General features: G+C 46.5%; 19 protein-coding genes. 8 read left to right on the top strand and 11 right to left on the bottom strand.

The genetic code is table 11. The features are described 5' to 3' along the window. The first annotated feature begins 42 nt into the window (after positions 1-42). Positions 43-606: a hypothetical protein gene (locus EYB58_RS03030; protein ID WP_111955234.1), complete on the top strand. Its 564-nt coding sequence runs from the start codon at positions 43-45 to the stop codon at positions 604-606. Between the two features lie 364 nt (positions 607-970). On the opposite strand, the gene panP is transcribed toward EYB58_RS03030, so the two are convergent. Then, positions 971-2,647 (bottom strand): pyridoxal-dependent aspartate 1-decarboxylase PanP, encoded by a 1,677-nt coding sequence (gene panP, locus EYB58_RS03025; protein ID WP_111955236.1) that lies wholly within the window; start codon positions 2,645-2,647, stop codon positions 971-973. Between the two features lie 168 nt (positions 2,648-2,815). Between panP and EYB58_RS03020 the strand changes: the two genes are divergently transcribed. Both EYB58_RS03020 and hpf read left to right on the top strand, forming a co-directional pair. Further along, positions 2,816-3,112, top strand: coding sequence for a hypothetical protein (locus tag EYB58_RS03020; RefSeq protein WP_111955240.1), 297 nt, complete (start codon positions 2,816-2,818; stop codon positions 3,110-3,112). 118 nt (positions 3,113-3,230) lie between these two features. Next, positions 3,231-3,581, top strand: a complete 351-nt coding sequence (gene hpf, locus EYB58_RS03015; RefSeq protein ID WP_111955242.1) for a ribosome hibernation-promoting factor, HPF/YfiA family — start codon at positions 3,231-3,233, stop codon at positions 3,579-3,581. A 244-nt stretch (positions 3,582-3,825) separates the two neighbouring features. Here the strand turns inward: hpf and EYB58_RS03010 are convergent, their stop codons facing one another. Continuing rightward, positions 3,826-4,608, bottom strand: coding sequence for a substrate-binding periplasmic protein (locus EYB58_RS03010; protein WP_163354375.1), 783 nt, complete (start codon positions 4,606-4,608; stop codon positions 3,826-3,828). A 538-nt stretch (positions 4,609-5,146) separates the two neighbouring features. Between EYB58_RS03010 and EYB58_RS03005 the strand changes: the two genes are divergently transcribed. Then, a complete protein-coding gene (locus tag EYB58_RS03005) occupies positions 5,147-5,629 on the top strand; it encodes a hypothetical protein (RefSeq protein ID WP_131071989.1) in 483 nt (160 codons plus the stop codon). An 8-nt stretch (positions 5,630-5,637) separates the two neighbouring features. Beyond that, positions 5,638-6,630 (top strand): biotin synthase BioB, encoded by a 993-nt coding sequence (gene bioB / locus EYB58_RS03000; protein WP_111955248.1) that lies wholly within the window; start codon positions 5,638-5,640, stop codon positions 6,628-6,630. Between the two features lie 106 nt (positions 6,631-6,736). Here bioB and EYB58_RS02995 read toward each other — a convergent pair whose 3' ends face one another. The 5 genes from EYB58_RS02995 to hysB all read right to left on the bottom strand — a co-directional run bounded on the left by EYB58_RS02995 (position 6,737) and on the right by hysB (position 13,333). After that, positions 6,737-7,729 (bottom strand): HAMP domain-containing protein, encoded by a 993-nt coding sequence (locus EYB58_RS02995; RefSeq protein ID WP_111955250.1) that lies wholly within the window; start codon positions 7,727-7,729, stop codon positions 6,737-6,739. Between the two features lie 339 nt (positions 7,730-8,068). Beyond that, the gene (locus EYB58_RS02990) at positions 8,069-10,057 is read right to left on the bottom strand and encodes an HDOD domain-containing protein (RefSeq protein ID WP_111955252.1); all 1,989 of its coding nucleotides are present in this window, start codon (positions 10,055-10,057) and stop codon (positions 8,069-8,071) included. A gap of 195 nt (positions 10,058-10,252) precedes the next feature. Then, positions 10,253-10,735 (bottom strand): NiFeSe hydrogenase maturation protease, encoded by a 483-nt coding sequence (hysD, locus tag EYB58_RS02985; protein WP_111955254.1) that lies wholly within the window; start codon positions 10,733-10,735, stop codon positions 10,253-10,255. 163 nt (positions 10,736-10,898) lie between these two features. Beyond that, the gene (hysA, locus tag EYB58_RS02980; protein WP_165477747.1) at positions 10,899-12,341 is read right to left on the bottom strand and encodes a NiFeSe hydrogenase large subunit HysA; all 1,443 of its coding nucleotides are present in this window, start codon (positions 12,339-12,341) and stop codon (positions 10,899-10,901) included. Between the two features lie 35 nt (positions 12,342-12,376). Further along, positions 12,377-13,333, bottom strand: a complete 957-nt coding sequence (hysB, locus tag EYB58_RS02975; protein ID WP_111955258.1) for a NiFeSe hydrogenase small subunit — start codon at positions 13,331-13,333, stop codon at positions 12,377-12,379. Between the two features lie 322 nt (positions 13,334-13,655). Here hysB and EYB58_RS02970 point away from each other — a divergent pair, with 322 nt between their 5' ends. After that, complete coding sequence (locus EYB58_RS02970) at positions 13,656-14,006, top strand: hypothetical protein (protein ID WP_111955260.1); 351 nt, start codon at positions 13,656-13,658, stop codon at positions 14,004-14,006. Here EYB58_RS02970 and EYB58_RS02965 read toward each other — a convergent pair whose 3' ends face one another. From EYB58_RS02965 to EYB58_RS02950, 4 genes are all read right to left on the bottom strand, one after another. Beyond that, on the bottom strand, positions 14,007-14,717 hold the full coding sequence (locus tag EYB58_RS02965; protein ID WP_111955262.1) for a response regulator transcription factor: 711 nt from the start codon (positions 14,715-14,717) through the stop codon (positions 14,007-14,009). Then, positions 14,710-16,404: a sensor histidine kinase gene (locus EYB58_RS02960; protein WP_111955264.1), complete on the bottom strand. Its 1,695-nt coding sequence runs from the start codon at positions 16,402-16,404 to the stop codon at positions 14,710-14,712. Before EYB58_RS02960 ends, EYB58_RS02965 begins: the two co-directional genes overlap by 8 nt. A gap of 6 nt (positions 16,405-16,410) precedes the next feature. After that, on the bottom strand, positions 16,411-17,772 hold the full coding sequence (locus tag EYB58_RS02955; protein ID WP_111955266.1) for a vWA domain-containing protein: 1,362 nt from the start codon (positions 17,770-17,772) through the stop codon (positions 16,411-16,413). A 167-nt stretch (positions 17,773-17,939) separates the two neighbouring features. Then, positions 17,940-18,374, bottom strand: a complete 435-nt coding sequence (locus EYB58_RS02950) for a YbgC/FadM family acyl-CoA thioesterase (RefSeq protein ID WP_111955268.1) — start codon at positions 18,372-18,374, stop codon at positions 17,940-17,942. A gap of 187 nt (positions 18,375-18,561) precedes the next feature. On the opposite strand from EYB58_RS02950, the gene EYB58_RS02945 reads away from it, so the two are divergent. Both EYB58_RS02945 and EYB58_RS02940 read left to right on the top strand, forming a co-directional pair. Continuing rightward, the gene (locus EYB58_RS02945; protein ID WP_111955270.1) at positions 18,562-19,239 is read left to right on the top strand and encodes a nitroreductase; all 678 of its coding nucleotides are present in this window, start codon (positions 18,562-18,564) and stop codon (positions 19,237-19,239) included. Positions 19,240-19,316: 77 nt separating this feature from the next. Beyond that, entirely contained in the window at positions 19,317-19,787 is a 471-nt protein-coding gene (locus EYB58_RS02940; protein ID WP_111955272.1) for an HAD family hydrolase, read from the top strand. Positions 19,788-19,796 lie beyond the last annotated feature (9 nt).

Here is a 19,796-nt window from a genome sequence, read left to right as displayed (position 1 = left end):
CACCCACACCATTAACCATTTAATAAAATCGAGAGATTAAATTTGCTAAAATATCAACAGGTTGGAATTGAGCAATCAAAATTTACAGCCCTTCTGGGCCAAGCAATAACCAAGCCCCTGATAACTTTCGACCTTGACGATACCCTCATTTGCTGGCAACCGGAAATCCCTACCGAGTATCTGACTCTACCCTGGCACCATAAGTGGCTCAACATTGAACCCCTGCGCTACGGGACCGTTCATCTTTTCAAGCAGTTGAGAAATTATGGTTGGCAGATAGGAATTTACACCACTTCCCACCGCAAGCCCAAATACATTAAAAGACTGTTCAACCTCCACGGCCTCAAGCTGGATTTGGTGATTAACCAGGATCGGCATGAGAAAATCATAAAAAATCTCCTGGTGAAGAGAAAACCCTCTAAGCTTCCCAACCGGGTGAACGCCATGCTGCATATCGACAACTCCGAAGGGGTATTTATTGAGGGGAAACGTTTTCATTTCCGGGTTTTGATCGTCGACCCGCTGGACGACAACTGGACGGAAAAGATCCTGGCAGAGTCTATTTCTGTCGCCCGAATGCTTGAACAGGGCACCTACCGGACGTAAAGCTCGTCCTGCCTTTTTTCGTGTGCTGCTGTCCCCATAGCCGACCATATAGGTAATCTCATCAAATGTCTTTCTTGGGGATGACTTTAAGATCGTCAATGAAGTGGCAATTATTGATTTCCATGATAAATATAAAAAAGGAGGAACAAATGAAAAAAATAAACATCAGCACACACGGTTTCAGGCTGCCCCCAGTCCATTCTCGGAACCCACTATGAAGGCAAACTCAACTACATGGCCATGGGTTTAAAAACGCTTTATGACCGATGGTAATTCGGATATTGAAGTAATCAGGCTGACAAACATATTTATACCCGTTTGTAAATTTATTCCATGGGCCCAGGTGCTGCCTGGCCGGCCCTGATTAAAGTTGATGATAAATTTGTTCCTGTTCATCCAGGATGTCATCCAGAATGGCTTCGGTGGTATAGGGGTTCATGATAACGCTTCGAAGTACCACTACCATGAAATCATCTTCCGGCACAAGTTTGAGTCGGGTTCTGGAGACAAAACTTTTGCCAGCTTCTCGCTGGATGCGCTGGATGCGAATATTAATCTCGTCAAGCTCCTGGTTTAAGTGTTTACGCGTCTGCCCCCGGGCCGTTTTCAGTTTTTGCCGGAAGACCATGGGGACCAGTCGGTAGGTCAGGATATTGAGTACAGGGGGAGTCACAAGTTCAAATTCCGGCCGAGCGTCTATTTTTTCGGCGAATGCCTTGGCCGTTTCAATACCGTGATCAATCATCAGGGCATACCCTTTGGCGCCCATGATTTTTAAGGATGCATCCAATATCAGGCAGGCGGCCTCCCTGGAGCCTTCAAGGGTTTTTATGCCTAAATCCACAGAGCCTTTTCGGTTGACGTACCGGGCATGGTAGGCAATGGCGTCAAGGGCAAGGGCGTTTTTAAAATAAACCATGCCTGTTCCCATGGGCATGTAAAATTGTTTGTGGCCGTCAATGGTGACCGAATCTGCCCGTTCAATGCCTGAAAGCAGGTGGGCATAGGTTTGGGATAACAATATGGGCCCACCCCATGCGGCATCCACGTGAAAATGAATCTGCTCCTGTTCACAGATATCGGCCATCTCTTGCAATGGATCAATGGTCCCTGTCTCCGTGGCCCCGGCAATACCCACGATTGCAGCAATTTTTGTACGCCCCTCCTGCTTCAGGTCCTGAATAATCTGTTTAAGTTTGTCTGTATCAATGGTGTGATCCGGTTTAACATCTATGATAATGATGTTTTTATTGCCCAAGCCCAGAATACCGCTTGCTTTTCTCAAAGAGTAGTGCCCCCGCCGGGAGACAAGGATCACCACCCGGTCCGTGTTATGGACACGCATGGCCTTGAACAGGCCGTCTTCTTCAATGCTTGAAAAATCATCTTTAGGCGGGAACAGGCGATTTCTGGCCACCCACATGGCTGTCATGTTGGCCGTGGTGCCACCAGATGTAAATGCGCCCAGAGCCGTACGGGTATTTTGGACATGCGCCTGGTAGAAGTCATGGCTTTGTTTGAAAATCAGGCGGTGAATTTTGGCCAGCACCTGCCTTTCAATGACAGCGAGCACCTTGGAGGTTTCCATTTTAATGACATTCTGGTTCAAGGCTGCGGTAATGGCTTTAAGATGCACCATGAAAAAGGGCAGGGCAGAGGTCATGTGACCAATGAAGTAAGGCGATGCCACATTCACCGCTTTAGGGGCAATGTCTTTGATGATATCTTCAATAACCTGGCCCAGATTTTTCTGGGGATGATCGCTGATCTCGACATCCATGTAATTTTTAGCCAGTTCAGTAAGACTGATTTCGTCGGTGACGCCCACATTTCGGTTAAGGAAATCGTGCAGTCCGAACAGGATCTGCTCCATATATTTAACCAGGGTCTTTTTGCTGTTCTCATCTTCGGGACGGATGAATACCCGGTCCAGGGACTTGCGGTCTGCGATCAATTGCCCGGTTGTTTTTCGTAAGTTTTTATGGCCTTGAGTCCAGGTGCTGTTTCCAGGCAATGAAAAAAATGAAAAAGAGGATGACATATTGTGAAGGTCTTTCCTTCAATTTAAAATCGGTTGTCCGGCTTGTGCTGTCCGGCTTATGTTGTTTTGCATTGGGCCTGCCGCCTTCTGCGGCTGCCATCTTTTTAATTAAACTTGCAAACAATCTTAAAATATGGCAGGTCTACCTTAAAATAAGGAGAAAATCAAATGGAACTTAATGTTAAAGATATTTTAACACGGGTAACCCGGTACAATCTGATCCGCAATGGCAGAATGATCTATATTGATGTTCATAAAAAGATTCAGGGCAATCTGGCAGGCGATTATATTGCCGTGCCCAACCTTGTGAACATCATTGCAGAATCCGGGCATCAGGGTGTTGGCAGCACCGAGAGCGACGCGCTTTCAGACTGTTTGAAAAAAATCAAGGGATTGAACCTGGAAGACCTTTTTCCCAAGGTTGTTTCGAAAAATAAGACCCCGGAACCTGACAAAGAATCTTAAAAAAATAAGTCGCTTGTCGTTTGCTGATTTACTTTAATTATATAACGATCTATCATTGAGTCATAGCAGGGATTGTGTTATTTTTGAACCATCATCTCACCAATAAAAAGGAGAGCCCATGAACATTTCAATCACTTTCAAGAACGTCCCTTCATCTGACGCTGTAAAATCCCATATCGAAAAGAGATTAAATAAATTAGATAGGATGCTGGAATCCCCGGCCGAGGCTCAGGTTGTCTTGTCAGAGGAAAAATTACACAGCATTGCTGAAATAAATCTGACCTGCGGTAAGCTTAAAATTCATGCCAGAGGCGAGGCTGAAGACAACAACATGTATTTAGCTATTGACAGTGTGGCCGAAAAAATTAAAATTCAGATTACCAAATTCAAAGAAAAGCAAAAACGGCACCTGGCTGGTGACAAACAAAGTATCAAAGATGAATTGATGGATGCTGTTGATAGCGAATAGACATTTGTCTGACATATAATTTAACCCAATCCCGGTCCCGCAAAGGACCGGGATTTTTGTTTGCCCGGCATGGCGGGTAAACCCAGTCTGCGGTAAGCAGGCGTCACCTCGACCAGGGGGAAGACAATCCGAATTGCAAGGGCGTTGCTGGTAACGGCAGGGTCTGGAGGAAGCAATCAGAAGTGAACAGTACTCATCCATAGTTAGAACGGAATGCCCCCTTTAAAAAATATAGCCGGCTGAATCATTGAGTCTGCACGTATCTGTTTAAAATTTCATGATAGGCTTTCGTTTGCTTGAATTTGGACAATACCTGGCTGAATTGGTCTGCTAAAAGATTGTACTCCTGTTTTTTGGCAAATCCCAAATAATAACGGTTTAAAAATTCCCCCGGTAAATTGGTAGTGCTTATCCGATGGGAAATCCCCATCCGTTTGGCGGTATGGAGGCCGACAATACGATTTTCAAGAATGATATCAATACGATTTAACAATAATTTTTTTAAATTTTGTTCCAGGGTGGAAACTTCTTCGGGATTAACAAGGAATTTTGAAAGCCCATTGGGGTATTCATATCCAAGCTGAGTTCCGACTTTATAAAATTTCAGATCACCGAGTGTATTGATTTGAGGTGGATGGTCTTTTAGATGAAAAATTGCTTCATGGCTTTCTGATAAAGGCTCATCAGGGAAGAAGATATACTTTAGTCGTTTTTCATTGGCCAGCAGATCAATGACGGCATCGGCCTGCTTGTTTTTTACCATCATCAGGCACCGTTTGAAGGGATAGAATTCGATGATAATGGGGATATTCAAGATGCGGAAGACTGCTTCGGTTATTTCATAATCCATGCCCCGCAATTGGGTATCCGAAGAAAAGATAAGGGGTTCAAAGGCTTCTGTGACGATGAATAACGGCGGTTTTTTAGGATGGATGCTTTCTATTTCTAATGGTTGTGCTTGGCTCAATTTTGCCGAAGAGATAAAAATAGCAGCAACACATATTAAATATCTAATATATTTTGTCATCTGGGATCTCATTTTTGATTTATGGCAGCAGTTTAGCATCTTAATTTGGGAAATGTCCAGATAAGAGTGAACACGGTAATTCATGGTTTAGGAACGGGTCCTAAAGATGCGGGCGAGACGCCCGCGCTCCCGGGTTAAGCTATTCCGGACTCATTCCTAAACTACTAAACCTCGTGTTCTTCGTGGTTTTAATCTAAAATTATCTTACCTTTTTGACATTAGGTGGCGCGTAGCAATTGGAATGTCTTTTTGTCCCCCCTGTCGAAATTTTCCTTGACGAACCATGTGGTTAACTATTAGTAAAGTTCTCGGTTAACCAGATTGGGCGTGAGATTACGGAGGCGGACAGATGAACGGATTTTTTGTTGCGGGAACAGATACAAACGCGGGTAAAACACTTGTTAGGCCCATGATCGGAATAAAACATTCCAAAATATGGTTTAGACTTTTCGTTCGTATTCAAGGCGTGGCAACGGGAGCAAATTAAATATATGTACCCATTGACACAACGAAGAAGACGGATGAAAACGCAAACCATATGGAAAGTTTTATTTTGAACTTGGGGCTTACTGTGTCTTTGATGCGTCAAATGCGAATACAGGGAATAGATGCAGTGCCAATGAAAGTGATTCAGACCGGGGGCGGCTATACCGAAGACGGGTATCCGGTTTCTTCGGATTTTGAAGTCTATTGCAGCGCCTCATCCTTTATCCGGGATGAGGACGAAATAAGGGATATGGTGCCCTTGTCATTTGTCGCCCCCTGTTCCCCTCATCTGGCATCCCGGATGGAAGGCGCTATGTTTGATATCGTGCCGCCGGTGGCTGTTGCCCTGATTATGAGGAAAAAGCGAACCATTCATCGCCATTGGTGTTGTTCGGCCATCATCGTCGGTGGCATTTTGGGGCTTGGTGCCAACCTTATGGGAATGGACATGCTTGCCGTTGGCGGAATGGCTGTCTCCACAACGTTTTCCATTGCCGGACTCTATGTTCCCCAAAAAGAATTTTCAATATCTTAAGGAAAAAGATGCAATATACCATTGAGTCATATATCGATATCGCAAAAAATATTATTGAGGGTCAACGCCCTGAAAATAGCATTCTTCGTCACTTGGCGTTGACCGAGGATAAGGACGTGTTCGCGTTGATGGCAGGTGCGGATCTGATCCGGGACTCTTTTTTTAAACGCGAAATTCACCTATGCGCAATCTGTAACGGAAAATCAGGAATGTGCAGTGAAGACTGTAAATTCTGCTCGCAATCAAAATTTCATACATCAGATATTGAAATTTATCCCTTGATGTCCAAAGTTGAACTTCAGAAAGGGGCATACAAACTTATGGATACAAATGTCCATCGTTATTCCATTGTGACCACCGGCAAAGGGCTTGCTGAAAATGAGGTTCGACAGGTGGCGGATGCGCTGGGCGGCTTACCGTCAAAAAAAATGTCCTATTGCGTTTCTTTGGGAATTTTGGATGATGCAAATATGGCTTATTTGAAAGGCTGCGGCATAGGTCGCTATCATCATAATCTTGAAACATGTCGAAGCCATTTTGATGCTGTTTGCACGTCCCATACCTACGATGACCGGGTTAATACGATTAAAAAAGCAAAAAATGCCGGTTTATCTGTTTGTTCGGGCGGTATTTTTGGTGTGGGTGAAAGTATGGCGCAGGTCCTTGAACTGGCTTTTGAATTAAGGGAACTTCAGGTGGATGCTGTTCCAATCAATTTTTTAAGCTCCATACCGGGAACTTTTTTTGAAGGGAAAAATAATCTGACACCGTTAAAATGTCTGAAAATAATATCCATCATGAGATATGTGCTGCCGGAGACGGACATCATTATTTGCGGCGGAAGAATACCAAATTTAAAAATGCTTCATCCCTTTGTCTTTCATGCCGGTGCAAACGGTATAATGACAGGCAATTATTTGACCACAAAAGGCAATCAACTTCAAGAAGACCTTGAAATGATCAATCATCTGGGGTTTGAACCAAGAGGCCGGACGTTATAACAGCCATGGGCTGACCAGGTTTTTCACCGTGGTTCAGCCCCCAACAAACGTTGAAAGCGCTGTGGAGGTTACACAGACTTTCATATAAAAGTATTTTTGAATCAAATTAATCAAATTTAAACTCGTCGGTTAATTCATTCAATTGCGTTGATAAATTAGACAACTCTACGGCACTATTGTGTACCTGTAGGCTTCCTGAACTCACCTCCGCTGCCGATTGGTTTACTTGCTGGATATCCTGTGTTACTTCACCGGCAACGCCTGAAATCTGGTTCACATTGTCATTTACCTCTTGAATACCTAATGCCGCTTGATTTAAGACGTTCATTTTATCAGAAACGAATTTTGATTTTTCAACGGCTTCGGCCGTGGTTTGATTTCCCTTTGACGTATTGGTTGAAATTTCATTAATTGTCGCAGACATTTCTTCTATCGCCGAAGCAATGTTTTGTATATTCACTGTTGCCTGTTCGGAAGCGGCAGCTACACTATTCATGGTTTTTGCCATTTCTTCTGCAGCAGATGCTACATTGTGAGAACGATCTTCAGTCTCTTTTGAATTTGATGTCATTTGGGTTGATATATCAGACAGCGAAGTTGCAGACTCATCCAATGAGTTCGCGCCGTCAGAAATTTCTTTCAGTGCGCTTTTTAAGGAGACAGCCATTTCATTGATGGATTTTACCATATTTCCGATTTCATCTGTCTGGTCGATGTCCAATGTTTGGGAAAAATCGCCTTTGGCCAATTTATTGGTAAAATTCTCTGTTTTAATTAATGGGCGTGTTATCAAGCGAATCAGTATAAATGATATCGCAATACCGAACACAATTGCGATCAAAGAAATGTAAACAATCGCCGAGATGGCTATGGACGCCTCATGAGTCATCTTTTCTTCCAGCATGTGTTCATGCTTGGAAATATGGTCTTTGACTTGAGAAAGCAATGACATGATAGATGTCAAAGCAGGATGGGTTTCATTCTGATAGATTTCTTTTGCTTGATGCTGTTTATGTTCTAACGCTATTTCAAGACTGATAATTTCACTAAAATAGTTTTCTAATTCATTGTAAGCACTTGGGATGATTTGATTATACAATTTTATTTTTTTTCTTCAATGGTTGCTGCTATCAGAAGGGATAAAAGGGAAATTCCGGTTAATCCCCATAATTTATAACTGATTTTCATATTTTTAAAAAAGATAGCAGACATTTATTCCCCCATACTTTTGAAATAATTGATAGTGAGTTTGCTATTCTTGATTTTTTGCGAAATTTTACTTTAAACGAAACGGCGAAATATTCAATTATTTAAATAAAAGATTTACCGCATGGGCCGTGATGCCAGGGGCTTTGCCCATCTGGGGCCTTAAAGGCTTTTGAGGAAAAAGGCATTCCGGCCCCCTCTGGCAGGCTGTTCTGGCCGCAATTCTCCGGCCTCATCCTGAAACCACCCGGTTTCGCCCAGTTTCCTTTGCTTTGTAAAGGGCCTTATCCGCCTTTGACACCAGGGTGTCATGGCTTTTTATATCATTTTCAAACTTGCTGATGCCGATACTCACGGTCAGGCCAAGTCCTTGGAAACGATCAGAAAGCAAATGGCCCAGATGTTCGATTTCCTTTCGAATTCGTTCGGCATACACAACAGCTTTGGCAGGGCCTGTATCATTCAGGACAACGATAAACTCCTCCCCACCGTACCGGCCGACATGATCCGTGGGACGCGACATTTTCTTTAAGGTTTTTGCGATCAGTTTGAGGACGTTGTCTCCTTCCTGGTGCCCGAACATGTCATTAAATTTTTTAAAATGATCCACATCGATCATCGCAACACAAAGGGCAATATTTTCTTTGACCGCTTTTAAAAAGGCTTTTTTTAATAGCTCATCAACAGCCATCCTGTTCAGCAGCCCGGTCATCCCGTCATGCATAGATGCAGACTTCGCCTTTTTATAGGCCGAGGCATTTTCCAACGCAAGCCCAAGCTCATTGGCCACGATTGCAATGGATGAAAACAGGCCAGGTTCAATTTTTTTACCGGATTCGACATGATCCATTCCCAGAAGTCCGATTACTTTATCATGGCTGCAAAAAGGAACAACAAGCATCTGGGAGATTGAAAATCTTTCCAGCACCTCGTTTTCGCCCGGCAGGGCGCCGTTTATAACAACCGGCGCTTTATTTCTCAGGCATTGGAGGAAACCGTTATCCACGTTATCCATGGAAATATAATGAGATGCCAATTGGTCTGAAAACCGGTCCTGTTTAAGGCACTTGACAACTTGAAGGCGACGCAGGGGAGGGGATGCCCTTAATATGTAAACCCGGTCAAAACCAAAATCCTGACAAATGGCTTTTAAGGTCGCGGATAATATTATTTGGGGCTCCAGGCTGCTGTGGGGCGCGGTGATGCTTGCCGTTACAGATCGTTTTTTTTCATGGATTTCTTTTTCTTTGGAAGAGAAAGAGCCCGAGTTGATGGTGCTTAATTTTAAATTTGCTTTGAGCAGGCTCGCCCGGTACTGATTTGAAGAAGGAAATTCGAATTCATAAAACTCGGCCGTATTTTCAATCTCTTCATCCATTTTTTGGATCACGGCTTCAAAGTTTATGCGGTCCAGCTGAATCCTTTTTTCGATCTCGGGCTGAAGTGCTAAGGGACAAATTACATCCACAGAGCCCATGCCTTGGGTCCAGGCCAGAAAATCAGCCAGGCAGACAATACAAATGAACTGCATATCTTCCTTGCAAAGATCCAGATGGCTAAAACGGCGGTGATGGTATTGTATGGTTAGGCAAAGCTTTTGGGAAAATCCCCAACGATTTCCGTAATAAGCCCCCAGGTCATCGTGCCCGATCCCTAGGATATCCCTTTCTGCTTCAACCAAAGGGCCGGTGCAGTTGATGGCATTTTTGCAAAAATCAGCATAATTCACCCGGCCGGACCGGTCCAAAACAATTTTCCCAAAATCATGGAGCAGGCCTGCGGTATAAGCATCCTCAGGGCTGGGATACCCTATCTCCTTTGCGATGGCCTGACTGAGACTTGCCACACACAGACAGTGACGCCAGAAAAACGTCCGGTCAAATTGTTTTTTTTGGCCGGATTTAACCATTTTTTCAAAAAAAGTTACACCAAGGCAAATTTTTTTAATCTCATCAATTCCCAGGAACAGCACAGCTTCTGAAATGGCCGAGACCCTGGATCTTAGACTGAAAAAAGAAGAGTTTACGATGCCCAGCACCTTTGCGGTAATACCCGGGTCTGTTGCAACCAGTTTGGCGACATCCTCAATGGAGGCCTTCGGGTCATTGCATACGGTGAGCATTTTAGCCATGACTTGGGCAAACCCCGGCAGTTCCTTGCCCTCTTTTTTCAGGACCTTTTCAATATCAGAATCACTGGGGAGACTCAGTATCTTGTCCATTATAAAATACCCTAGAAAATCAAGAAATTTGGATTCGGCTTACTGCCGATTTTTCCTCTTTACTATCATTTTCCATGGTAACTGTACAGATCAACTTTATTATTTCATCTTGATTGACGGTCAGGCATCGTAACGCGATAGGCAGAGACTTTTTACGACGCCATCAATGATTGATTGCTTACAAGGGCTTCGATATCAGGCCGTGGCGGATGACCCGAGGATCTCATTTATGTGTTTTCGAACAATTTTCAAATAATCGGGAAGGGCGGCTGCCAAAGGCGGGGTGAGTTCCGTTCCCCAGTCAATGGTGGCTGGTTCAATGCCCACTACCCTAAGATAGGGCCTGTGGCCGCGCATTTCAGCCATGCCTAAGGAGTCTAAAAGATCAATGTCGTGCAAAGAGAGCATCTGCTTTTTATCTTTTCTCAGCTGGTCCTCTTCAAGACAAAAAATGGTGCCGGGTGCCTGGTTGGCCCGGACAATATCCAGTACCAGAATATTCTCATACGCTTCAAACAGGTAAAAGATGTCCTGGGTAAAGGTGCCGCCGTCGATGAAATCCACATCTGCGTTTTTCCAGTCCTCTTTTTCCTTCCAGAATTCATTGATGGCGTGGACGCCGATGCCTTCGTCCTGCATTAAGATATTTCCCACACCCAGCACCAGTAATTTTTTCATTGTTGGATTTCCGATTATAAATATAAAATAATAGGGAGGCTGTAATCCGCATCCCTATTGCTTTTGTCGTTTGATCAGAAAGGGGCGTTTCCCATTACAGGAGAACTTCCACTTTGATTTCCTTGCCGGTATCTGCGTCCAGCACGTGGACGGCGCAGCCCAGTCAGGGGTCGTAGGCGCGTATCAGTCGCCCGACATTCACCGGATTATCCACATCCGGTACGGGTACGCCGATCAAGGCCTCTTCAATGGGGCCTCTTTGGCCCATGTCATCCATGGGGTTGGCGTTCCAGATGGTGGCAGAGGTGATCTGGTAATTGGATATCACGGAGTTTTTGATGTCCACATAGTGGAGCAGCGCGCCCCTGGGGGCTTCTGTCATGCCGAGACCTTCAGCGTTTTCGGGGATATCCGCCGGAACAAAGGTTTCTTTGCCCGGGGTCGCTTGGGCAAGCCATTGTTCAACCGCCTCGGCAACCAGTGCGGTCTCTTCAGCCCTTGCCACATGGCGACCCAAAATTGAGAAGCAGGCATCACCGATATCACGAAGTTTTTTAACGCCCAGGGCGTTTTGACCGGTTTTGGACAGTTCCGGGTTGGTGGTCCACATTCTGGCCAAAGGGCCCCCTTCATGGGGTTTGTCGTTGTATCTGGGGGCCTTGATAAAGGAGTAGGCACCGGCTTTTCCCGGTTCCGGCCGGGTCTGGCCCTTGGTGGGATTCAGGCCTGTGGTGTCGTCTTTAAACCAGGAGTATTTAACATATTCTTTGATCTGGGTCGGGTCCACTTTATAGTCGTTCCCGTCTGTGTAAACGCCGGGTTTCAACAAGGTGTTGCCTTTGCTGTCTATGGGGAATACGCCCCAGGAGACCAGATTTTTATGGCCCACACCGGTTTTGAGTAGATCGCCGTAGGGCTCTGCCAGGGTGTAGATCAGCGGAATATATTTTTCCAGGATAAATTTTTTGACTTTTTTGAACCGTTCCGCATAGGCATTCAGGGCTTCCCTGGTGGGAATTTGAGTTGTTCCGCCTACGACAATTCCCTGGACATGGGGCATTTTGCCGCCCAGAAGCGCCACCATTTCATGGCAGATTTTGCGTATTTCAAGGGCTTCAAGGTATTGGGCAACGCCTGCGTCATTGATATCCTTGGGTACCCGGATATCATTGTTTTTATATCTGGGAATAAAAGGCGCCGTGTCCGGGCCATTTACATAGTCCAGGGCAGCCAGGTGGTAGAAATGCAGGATATGGGACTGGATGAAGTTGGCACCCAGGATCAAATTTCTTGCGATGCGTCCGTTGTCCGTAAGCGTTACGCCAAATGCATCATCCAGGGCAAGGGATGCTGCTGTGGCATGGGCTGTGGGACATACCCCGCAGATTCTCTGGGTGATCTGTACGGCATCCCTGGGGTCGCGGCCCACAAGAATCTGTTCAAATCCGCGGTACATACCGCCTGACATGCGGGCGTCCACAACAACGCCGTTTTTGACCTCCACCTCAGCTTTCAGGTGGCCTTCGATCCTTGTGACCGGATCAATGCTGATTTTAAGTTTTTTAGTGCTTCCGGCTGGTGCGGTCGCTGGTCTGATGCCTGACATAAATATTTCTCCTTGTGTGAATCTGTTCCGGTGAATTATGCCGGTTCATAAAAGGGTGATGATTCATCCGGGAAACCGGGTTCAACACAACCGATACAGACGGCGTTATCCACACACCAGTTCAAGCCGCTGTTCCATTTTCTCTTGTAGCAGTCCGCGTAAGTGGAAGGACCCTTGCAGCCCAGGTCCATACGGCAGCCTTTGGGATCTGACAAGGTTTTGGACAGTTCGTCCTCTTCATACATCTCCAGCCTCGGGCAGTTTTCATGGATATTTTCTCCAAAGAAGAGCATGGGGCGTCCTTCGTCATCCAATTCAGGAATGCCTTTTTCCAGCAGATGTACGACTGAAAGGACAATCCAGTCCGGATGGGGCGGGCAGCCCGGGATATTGACAATCGGGGTTTGAATGCCGTTATCTGCAAAAAAGTCTCTGCAGCCGGTGGCACCGGTGACATTGCCCTGTGCTGCCGGAATACCGCCGTACGCGGCACAGGTGCCCACAGCAAGACAGGAACCGGCCATGGGAGCCACTTTTTTGACCAGGTCAACCATGGTGAACTCTTTATGCTCATACTCGCCAACAACACAGTACTTGCCTTCTGCTGCCGTAGGAATGGCGCCCTCCACAACAAGAGAAAATTTTCCCTCATATTCCTTGGCAATACCAAACAGGTTCTCCAGGGCAGTTTCACCTTCACTGGCCATCACTGTGGGATGGTATTGCAGACTGATGACTTTTGAAAGCACATCTGCAATGCTGGGATCAACACTGTTTAGCAGGCTGACCGAGCAGCCTGTGCATCCCTGTCCCTGAATCCAGACAACCGGATGCCGTTTCAGTCCTTTTTCAAGGGCTTTAACCAGTGCAGGGTTCACCACTTGGGATACACCAATGCCGGCTGCGGCACCGGCAACGGTTTTCAGAAAGCACCGCCTGGTAACTCCTGATTCTTTTTGTTGCGTTTCAGGTAACATATGCTCGTCTTTCACGGACACCTCCTTGATGCTGTTAAAATACTACTGGTACATAAATCAATTCCGCAGGATTTGACGTATTCCTTGACGGATTTTTTTGTTTTTTCAGTATATAGATTGAAATATATTTATGTCAATATTTCCATAGGAAAATTGGATATATAAGCAAAAATCTATAAAAAAAATGAATATTTTACAATATTTTACAAGAATTAATAAGAAATTAAATATGTTAATCATACAATTGCCGTGCAGAGTAACAATTCCTTGATTTGATTAGGTAAAATAGCTTAATATATAGGCTCCTTTTTATTTAATATAAACAGTCAGGCCTATTATGGAAAAAGCAAATTATTCAGAAAATGAAGACCTTCGTACACAGATGAGAACAGCCGCTGCCGACGGTGCCAGTGTCGAATTTACGTTTCCGGATTCCGTGCTTGTCTACCAGTTTCCCTTAAGGGACTGGAGTTACACAGGCTTAGGTATTCTTACAAAACAGGATTCTAAGGTATTGGATTATATCCGCGAGGGTCAAATATTTTCAATTACCCTACGCCGGGGGGGAAACAACCTTTCTTTGGAGACGTACAGGGTGGAAATTCGCCATATCTCAGACCCTGAACAAGGACGGCATCCCGGGCACAAAGTCGTTGGGCTGCACATTCTGGAAAAAGAGACCGTGTAGCTATTCATTGGATTCAAACCTGTATCCAGCACCGTGAACGGTTGTAATGATTATGGGCCTTGCAGGATTTTTTTCAATTTTTTTTCTTAAAATTGCAATATGCTGATCAATGGTCCGGGTCGTTCCCCCATAATCCACGCCCCAGATACGGCTTAAAATAGTGTCCCGATCCAGCACTTCATCGGGATATGCGGCAAAAAGTTTGAGCAGTTCAATTTCCCTTTTTGATAAATCAAAACTTTTGTTGGGGCCTGTAATCTTAAATCGTTTGGGGTCAACCGTGAATTCGGCAAAGGCAAAAGAGGCTTTGGTTTTATCTTCTGCTGCGGGGTTTTTGAATTTTTTGGCCCGGCGCAGCACCGCATCAATTCTTGCCAGAAGTTCATGAATCCCAAATGGTTTGGTGATGTAGTCGTCCGCCCCCAGTTTCAGGCCCACCACCTTGTCGATCTCTTCGCCTTTGGCCGTGAGCATAATCACCGGCACCAGGGCATCCTTTGTCCGGATGGCCCGGCACACATCATAACCGCTTTTACCCGGCATCATTACATCCAAAAGCACAAGATCCGGGGTTTCCCGGTCAAAGGCGTCCAGGGCTTCATTGCCGTCGTCCGCCCCAATGACCTGATAACCCTCGCTTTCCAGGGTGTCTATTAAACCGATCCGGATGTGGATGTCGTCCTCTGCCACAAGTATGGTCGTCTTATTCATGGATGGGTATCCTTATTATAAAGCCTGCGCCCCGGGCAAGTGTGGTGTCCATGACGATATCGCCGCCTAAATCGCGAAGCATGCGCCGGGTGATGCTCAGTCCCAGACCTGATCCCGGCTTGGATGTGGTTAATGAATTGTCTGCCCTGAAAAATTTATTAAAAATTTTTTCCCTAAGGCCTGGGTCAATGCCTGGGCCGTCATCCTGGATTTTTATCTGCACATAATGGGATGTCCTGTCTAAAATAATTTTCAGGAATCTGCCTGATCCTGCATATTTGATGGCATTGTCCATAAGGTTAAGAAATGCCTGGGCCATGGCGTCCCGATCCGTTTTTACCAGAAGCGCTTGATCCGGCATTTGTGTGATGAGTTCAAATCCCGCCTTTTTCAACCGGATTCGGTTGGTGCGAATGCATTCTACCAGAAAGTCTCCCATATCAAATTCACTGATCCGGTATTTTTTTTGGCCCTGCTCAAGTTTTCCAAAATCCAGGACATTGTTGATCAGCCGGGTAAGTCTTTCGCTTTCTGCCACCATCACTTCAAGATAAGCCTGCTGTTTTGCAGGATTTGATACCCGCCTTGACAACAGCAGTTCAGCATACATCCGGATGCTGGTCAAAGGGGTCTTTAGTTCATGGGATACGGCTGCCACAAAGGAGGTTTTCTGCCGGGCATCCCTGCTTTGTGCCAGGGTCATCCGGGTAATCAAAACGCCTGCGGAGACAATGGCTGTGACCAAGATGCCCACAAGGATCAGGGCAATGACCAAAAAGGTGCCTGATTCCGACAGGGCTGAGTCATCCGTGAACACGCACACAGACCAGTGGGGCAGACGCCCGGATATATCCATTTTGGCAACTGCATCTTTTGTTCGGGGATCATGGTCAAACTCCAGGGGGCCTGTGTGGTGAATGGTGGCGCCGTTGCCGTCCATGACCACAATTGCCGTGCCGGGATGACTGTTATCGGGGATATCCGTCATCAGTCGGGATAAAAGGACCATCATCTCCAGTTCAATACCGTAGATCATATCTTCCGGTTCAGGCTGCACCCACCCCAGTACATAAAGTTGGTTATCGCTAAACCAGGGAATCCAACCGGATTTTCCCAGGGTCCCAGTGGTTTTTGGGGCGGTACCTGGGGCTGTATTTTTTTTTTCTGATATTGCAGGAACAGATTGTCTGGACAGGGCATAGAGGCTTCCGGGCCGGGCCGTTTTGGCGAAATCCGGGTTATCCTCTCTGTCAGCCGGGCGGTTAAACTCAAAGGAGATGTCACCGGTCATCAGCGGGTTAAACCGCTTGATAAACTGCCTTTCTTCGCCTGTGGCTGCCCGGGAATACCGGGGATACAACAGGCCTTCTCGGGGGTGAAAAATGAACACATTGCGTATCAGGGGATTGGTTTTTTCCCAGGCTAAAAGGCGTTCCCCAAGGGCCGGGGGGCTTAGGTCCTTTACATTTATATCCAGCAGGGAGCGGGTCAAGTTGGTCTGGAGGGTGGCCATGGCCTGGTCAAGATTGTGGGCCACCAGCCGTGCCTGGTCCCCAAGGGCCGTAATCCCGGCCCTGCGTATCCGTTCCTGTTCAAAGGAGAGCTGGCGAAAGGCTGACCCTGCCAGCACCAGGGCAGGTACTAAAAGCAGGGTCCAGAATATAATGATCGCGCGTCGGCTGGTCATAATGGCTTATTTTTGAATCTGCTGGTTTTTCATTTGGTAAGATTTGGTTCGAAGCGCTTTTCTGCTTTTTTTACTCATGCCTTGGGTTTCCAGCACATCGGCCTGGGCTTCAGCTTCCCGGGCTTCTTCAAGGGCTTGTGTGTCATTGTATTTGCCGGCATAGCCTTTCAATGCTGCTGCAGACTGTCTCAATTCCCGGGCCGCTTCTTTGGTTTTTCCCTGATCAGACAGTTCGATGGCTTTTTCCTGGGCCAGGGCATTGAGGTTTAGCTGGTAATCCTTGACCACCTGGGCGTTGGTGGATGCAGCGACCTTGGCTTTGTTTCGGCTGAAGCGGGCTGTGGCCTTTGCCTGGGTGTTCAGGCTTTCCATGGAAAAAGGATCCTGATAGGAGACATCGGCCTTTGCAATTTCAACAGAACTACCCTCTTTTTGTCCTTTCATGCGTACTTCCACCAGGGCGAATTTTTTCTGTCCGCCATACAGCTGGTTCATGGATAGTTCAATGCGATTATTCCGTATCCGGCCTTCCCGGCCGATGATTCCCACGGGTTCAATACCGGACGGTAAGGTGATGGTTACAACCACCTGTTTGGCAACCACATTGAGCACATTTCCCAGTTCCGCGGCAAAGATCCGGGGAAGGTCCGTTCCGGACTCGGCAAAATAGGTATTGCCGTCGCTTTTCTGGGCCAGCTGGGCCATGAGATCTTCATTGTAGTCCATGCCCACGCCTACGGTGGTCACCGAGATGTTTTCCTTGAACAGTCCTGCCCCAAGACGTCCTAAGTCTACAGGGTTTCTCGGCCCGACATTGGCCAAACCGTCTGACAGCAGCACCACCCGGTGAATATAATCGTCTTCAACATGTTTTCTGATTTGGGCGGCGCCCTGGCTCACTCCGCCGAAAAGGGCGGTGTTGCCGCCGGCTTCAATCCCTTTGATGGCGTTGATAATAGCGCCGGTTTCTCTTACTTTCCGGGCTGGTACCAGGGTGGTGACATCCGTGGCGTAGGTGACAAGGGAAAATACGTCATCTGTGCCGAGCCGGGACAGGGCTTCCATGGCCGCAGCCTTGGCCATTTTAATTTTTGTGCCGCCCATGGAGCCGGATCGGTCCATCACCAGGGCAATATTTACCCGGGGGCGGGCCGTATTTTCAGGAACTTTGGGGGCATCCAGGGTTATTTTTAAAATGACGTTCTGGGGATCATCCGCCGGCAGTACGGACCTGTCCGTCTCCACCCGGCAGGTGACACGGTCCAGGGCTCCCGTGGCCAGGGATATCCCCGGCAACTGGGTGACCATAAAAATGGAAAGAATCAAAATCGCGGCAACTGTTGTTGTTCTGGTTAACCTGGGTGTCATGGCTTTCTCCTTTTAGTAAGGTATTGGTTTTTTATGTATTCCTATAGCGCAAGTATCAGCGGTTGTTTTTACTTGCGGTCCAAGGATAACCCATTGAAAAAAGTCATGTGTCAAACCGGGGTAAAATGGTTGTAAAAAAGTTGTAAAATTCGGTTGATTCAGGCGATCTAATCCAGAAAATCAAATTCCGGAATGGGCAAAAGTTTTTTGCCCGGCCCCAGACACACCAGTTCCAGGGTGCAGGTGACTGCCGGCTTACTCAGGCCCGGGCGCCAGGCGCTGTGAAAAAACACCACCCGGTATGGCCCCTGTTTTTCCCAGGTGGTCCGAATATCCAGAAGATCCCCGAATTGTGCGCCGTCATGGTATCCGATGTCCGCTTTGTATACGGCAAAGCCGATGCCTTTGTCGTTCCACATTCGGACCAGGGTTTCAACACCGAATATGTCTTCCCTGGCCCGTTCAAAAAATTTCAGATAATTGGCATGGTAAACCACGCCGGAGTGATCTGTGTCTTCATAATATACCCTGGTCTTAAGGTGATGAATGGCCGGGTCCTGATCCGCTGCATGTATATTGGTGATCTGTTTTGTGTTCATCATAATAATAAAAGTTTATACATTGGGTAGTCTTTTTGATAAAGAGTTGTTTTGTGGGTAAACAAGAATTTGCCGTAAATTAAAATTTGCATAAAAAGTATTGAATATTTATTGCGGTTAACATTAAACTGCCAGGCATTATCAATAAGGTTTAATACAGGAAACCTAATCGTTAGCCAAGGAAGAAGTAATGGAATTACAGGATACCATTAAAGAAAGAAAAAGCATTCGCGGATTTTTAGAAAAACCGGTTCCCAAGGATGTTTTAAATCAAATTCTGGCGATCTCCGTCAGAGCCCCGTCTACAAAAAATGCACAACCGTGGCATTTTTATGTGGTTACCGGTGAGACGTTGGAACAGCTTAAACGTGCCAATGTGGAAAGATTCCGCAGTTCTGAAGACCCCCCTGAAGAAATGGCACATACCCTGATTGAGCCGGAAAAAGGCACTGTTTACCGTGACCGGCAGGTAGATATCGGAAAACGGCTGTTTAAAATCATGGATATCGGAAGGGAAGATAAAGCCAAGCGAATTGAATGGATTGAACGCGGATTCCGGTATTTTGATGCGCCTGCAGCGATCATCCTTGTCGGCGATAAATCACGTCCCATTGAAGGCGCCTATCTGGATGCCGGGCTGGTTATTCAAACTATCTGTCTGGCTGCAGTTGATTTAGGGCTTGGTACCTGTATCCAGAACCAGGGCATCACCTATGCCGACGCAATTAGAGACATTCTCCAAATTCCAGATGATAAGCGTTTACTGGTTGCCATTGCACTTGGATACCCTGACGATGATTTTCCTGCAAACAAGGTAATCAGTCCCCGGGAGGACTTAGAAAATGTTATTACCTGGTGCGGATTATAAGGGCCTGGAAAAGTTATGATCTGTCAACTAACAGCTCGCCTGCAGGGCGTTAATATGAAATTTCGTCAGGAGGCGGCATGATCCGCGTTGATATTCCCGGCACCGGCCCGGTTAATATTCAGAATGTGATGTTTGACTACAACGGTACCATCGCAGCGGATGGCTGTCTTATTGACGGAGTAGGGGCAGCCATGAACCGGCTCACCCACCGGCTTGATTTCCATGTAGTGACAGCCGACACCTTTGGCTCGGTTCAGGCACAACTTGAGGGCGTGAACGCAGAAATTGTACTGATTTCAAACCAGGATCAGGATCAGAAAAAATTGGATGTGCTCAATCACATCGGCGCGGACACCACCATGGCTGTGGGCAACGGGGTTAATGATGCCTTGATGCTCAAACACGCCGTGTTGGGCGTGGCCGTGCTTGGGGAGGAGGGGATGTCCTTGCCGGCACTGATGTCCAGCGATGTGATGATCCGGCATGTTTTGGATGTATTTGCCTTTTTTGAAAATCCTAAGCGGTTGATTGCCACCCTGAGGAATTGATGTTGTTTG

It is taken from the genome of Desulfobacter hydrogenophilus, from assembly GCF_004319545.1.
In the GTDB taxonomy this organism is placed as follows: Bacteria; Desulfobacterota; Desulfobacteria; order Desulfobacterales; family Desulfobacteraceae; genus Desulfobacter; species Desulfobacter hydrogenophilus.
Note: the sequence above shows the minus strand (reverse complement) of the source record. Positions and strands in the feature narration are given on the sequence as shown.

Coding starts and splice junctions, on each gene's coding strand:
- EYB58_RS02970 (WP_111955260.1), top strand. CDS start 13,656: ATGGAAAAAGCAAATTATTCAGAAAATGAAGACCTTCGTACACAGATG.
- EYB58_RS02965 (WP_111955262.1), bottom strand. CDS start 14,717: ATGAATAAGACGACCATACTTGTGGCAGAGGACGACATCCACATCCGG.
- hysA (WP_165477747.1), bottom strand. CDS start 12,341: ATGTCAGGCATCAGACCAGCGACCGCACCAGCCGGAAGCACTAAAAAA.
- EYB58_RS03010 (WP_163354375.1), bottom strand. CDS start 4,608: ATGACAAAATATATTAGATATTTAATATGTGTTGCTGCTATTTTTATC.
- bioB (WP_111955248.1), top strand. CDS start 5,638: ATGCAATATACCATTGAGTCATATATCGATATCGCAAAAAATATTATT.
- hysD (WP_111955254.1), bottom strand. CDS start 10,735: ATGAAAAAATTACTGGTGCTGGGTGTGGGAAATATCTTAATGCAGGAC.
- panP (WP_111955236.1), bottom strand. CDS start 2,647: ATGTCATCCTCTTTTTCATTTTTTTCATTGCCTGGAAACAGCACCTGG.
- EYB58_RS02945 (WP_111955270.1), top strand. CDS start 18,562: ATGGAATTACAGGATACCATTAAAGAAAGAAAAAGCATTCGCGGATTT.
- hpf (WP_111955242.1), top strand. CDS start 3,231: ATGAACATTTCAATCACTTTCAAGAACGTCCCTTCATCTGACGCTGTA.
- EYB58_RS03020 (WP_111955240.1), top strand. CDS start 2,816: ATGGAACTTAATGTTAAAGATATTTTAACACGGGTAACCCGGTACAAT.
- EYB58_RS02950 (WP_111955268.1), bottom strand. CDS start 18,374: ATGATGAACACAAAACAGATCACCAATATACATGCAGCGGATCAGGAC.
- EYB58_RS02960 (WP_111955264.1), bottom strand. CDS start 16,404: ATGACCAGCCGACGCGCGATCATTATATTCTGGACCCTGCTTTTAGTA.
- EYB58_RS03005 (WP_131071989.1), top strand. CDS start 5,147: ATGGAAAGTTTTATTTTGAACTTGGGGCTTACTGTGTCTTTGATGCGT.
- EYB58_RS02990 (WP_111955252.1), bottom strand. CDS start 10,057: ATGGACAAGATACTGAGTCTCCCCAGTGATTCTGATATTGAAAAGGTC.
- EYB58_RS02940 (WP_111955272.1), top strand. CDS start 19,317: ATGATCCGCGTTGATATTCCCGGCACCGGCCCGGTTAATATTCAGAAT.
- EYB58_RS02955 (WP_111955266.1), bottom strand. CDS start 17,772: ATGACACCCAGGTTAACCAGAACAACAACAGTTGCCGCGATTTTGATT.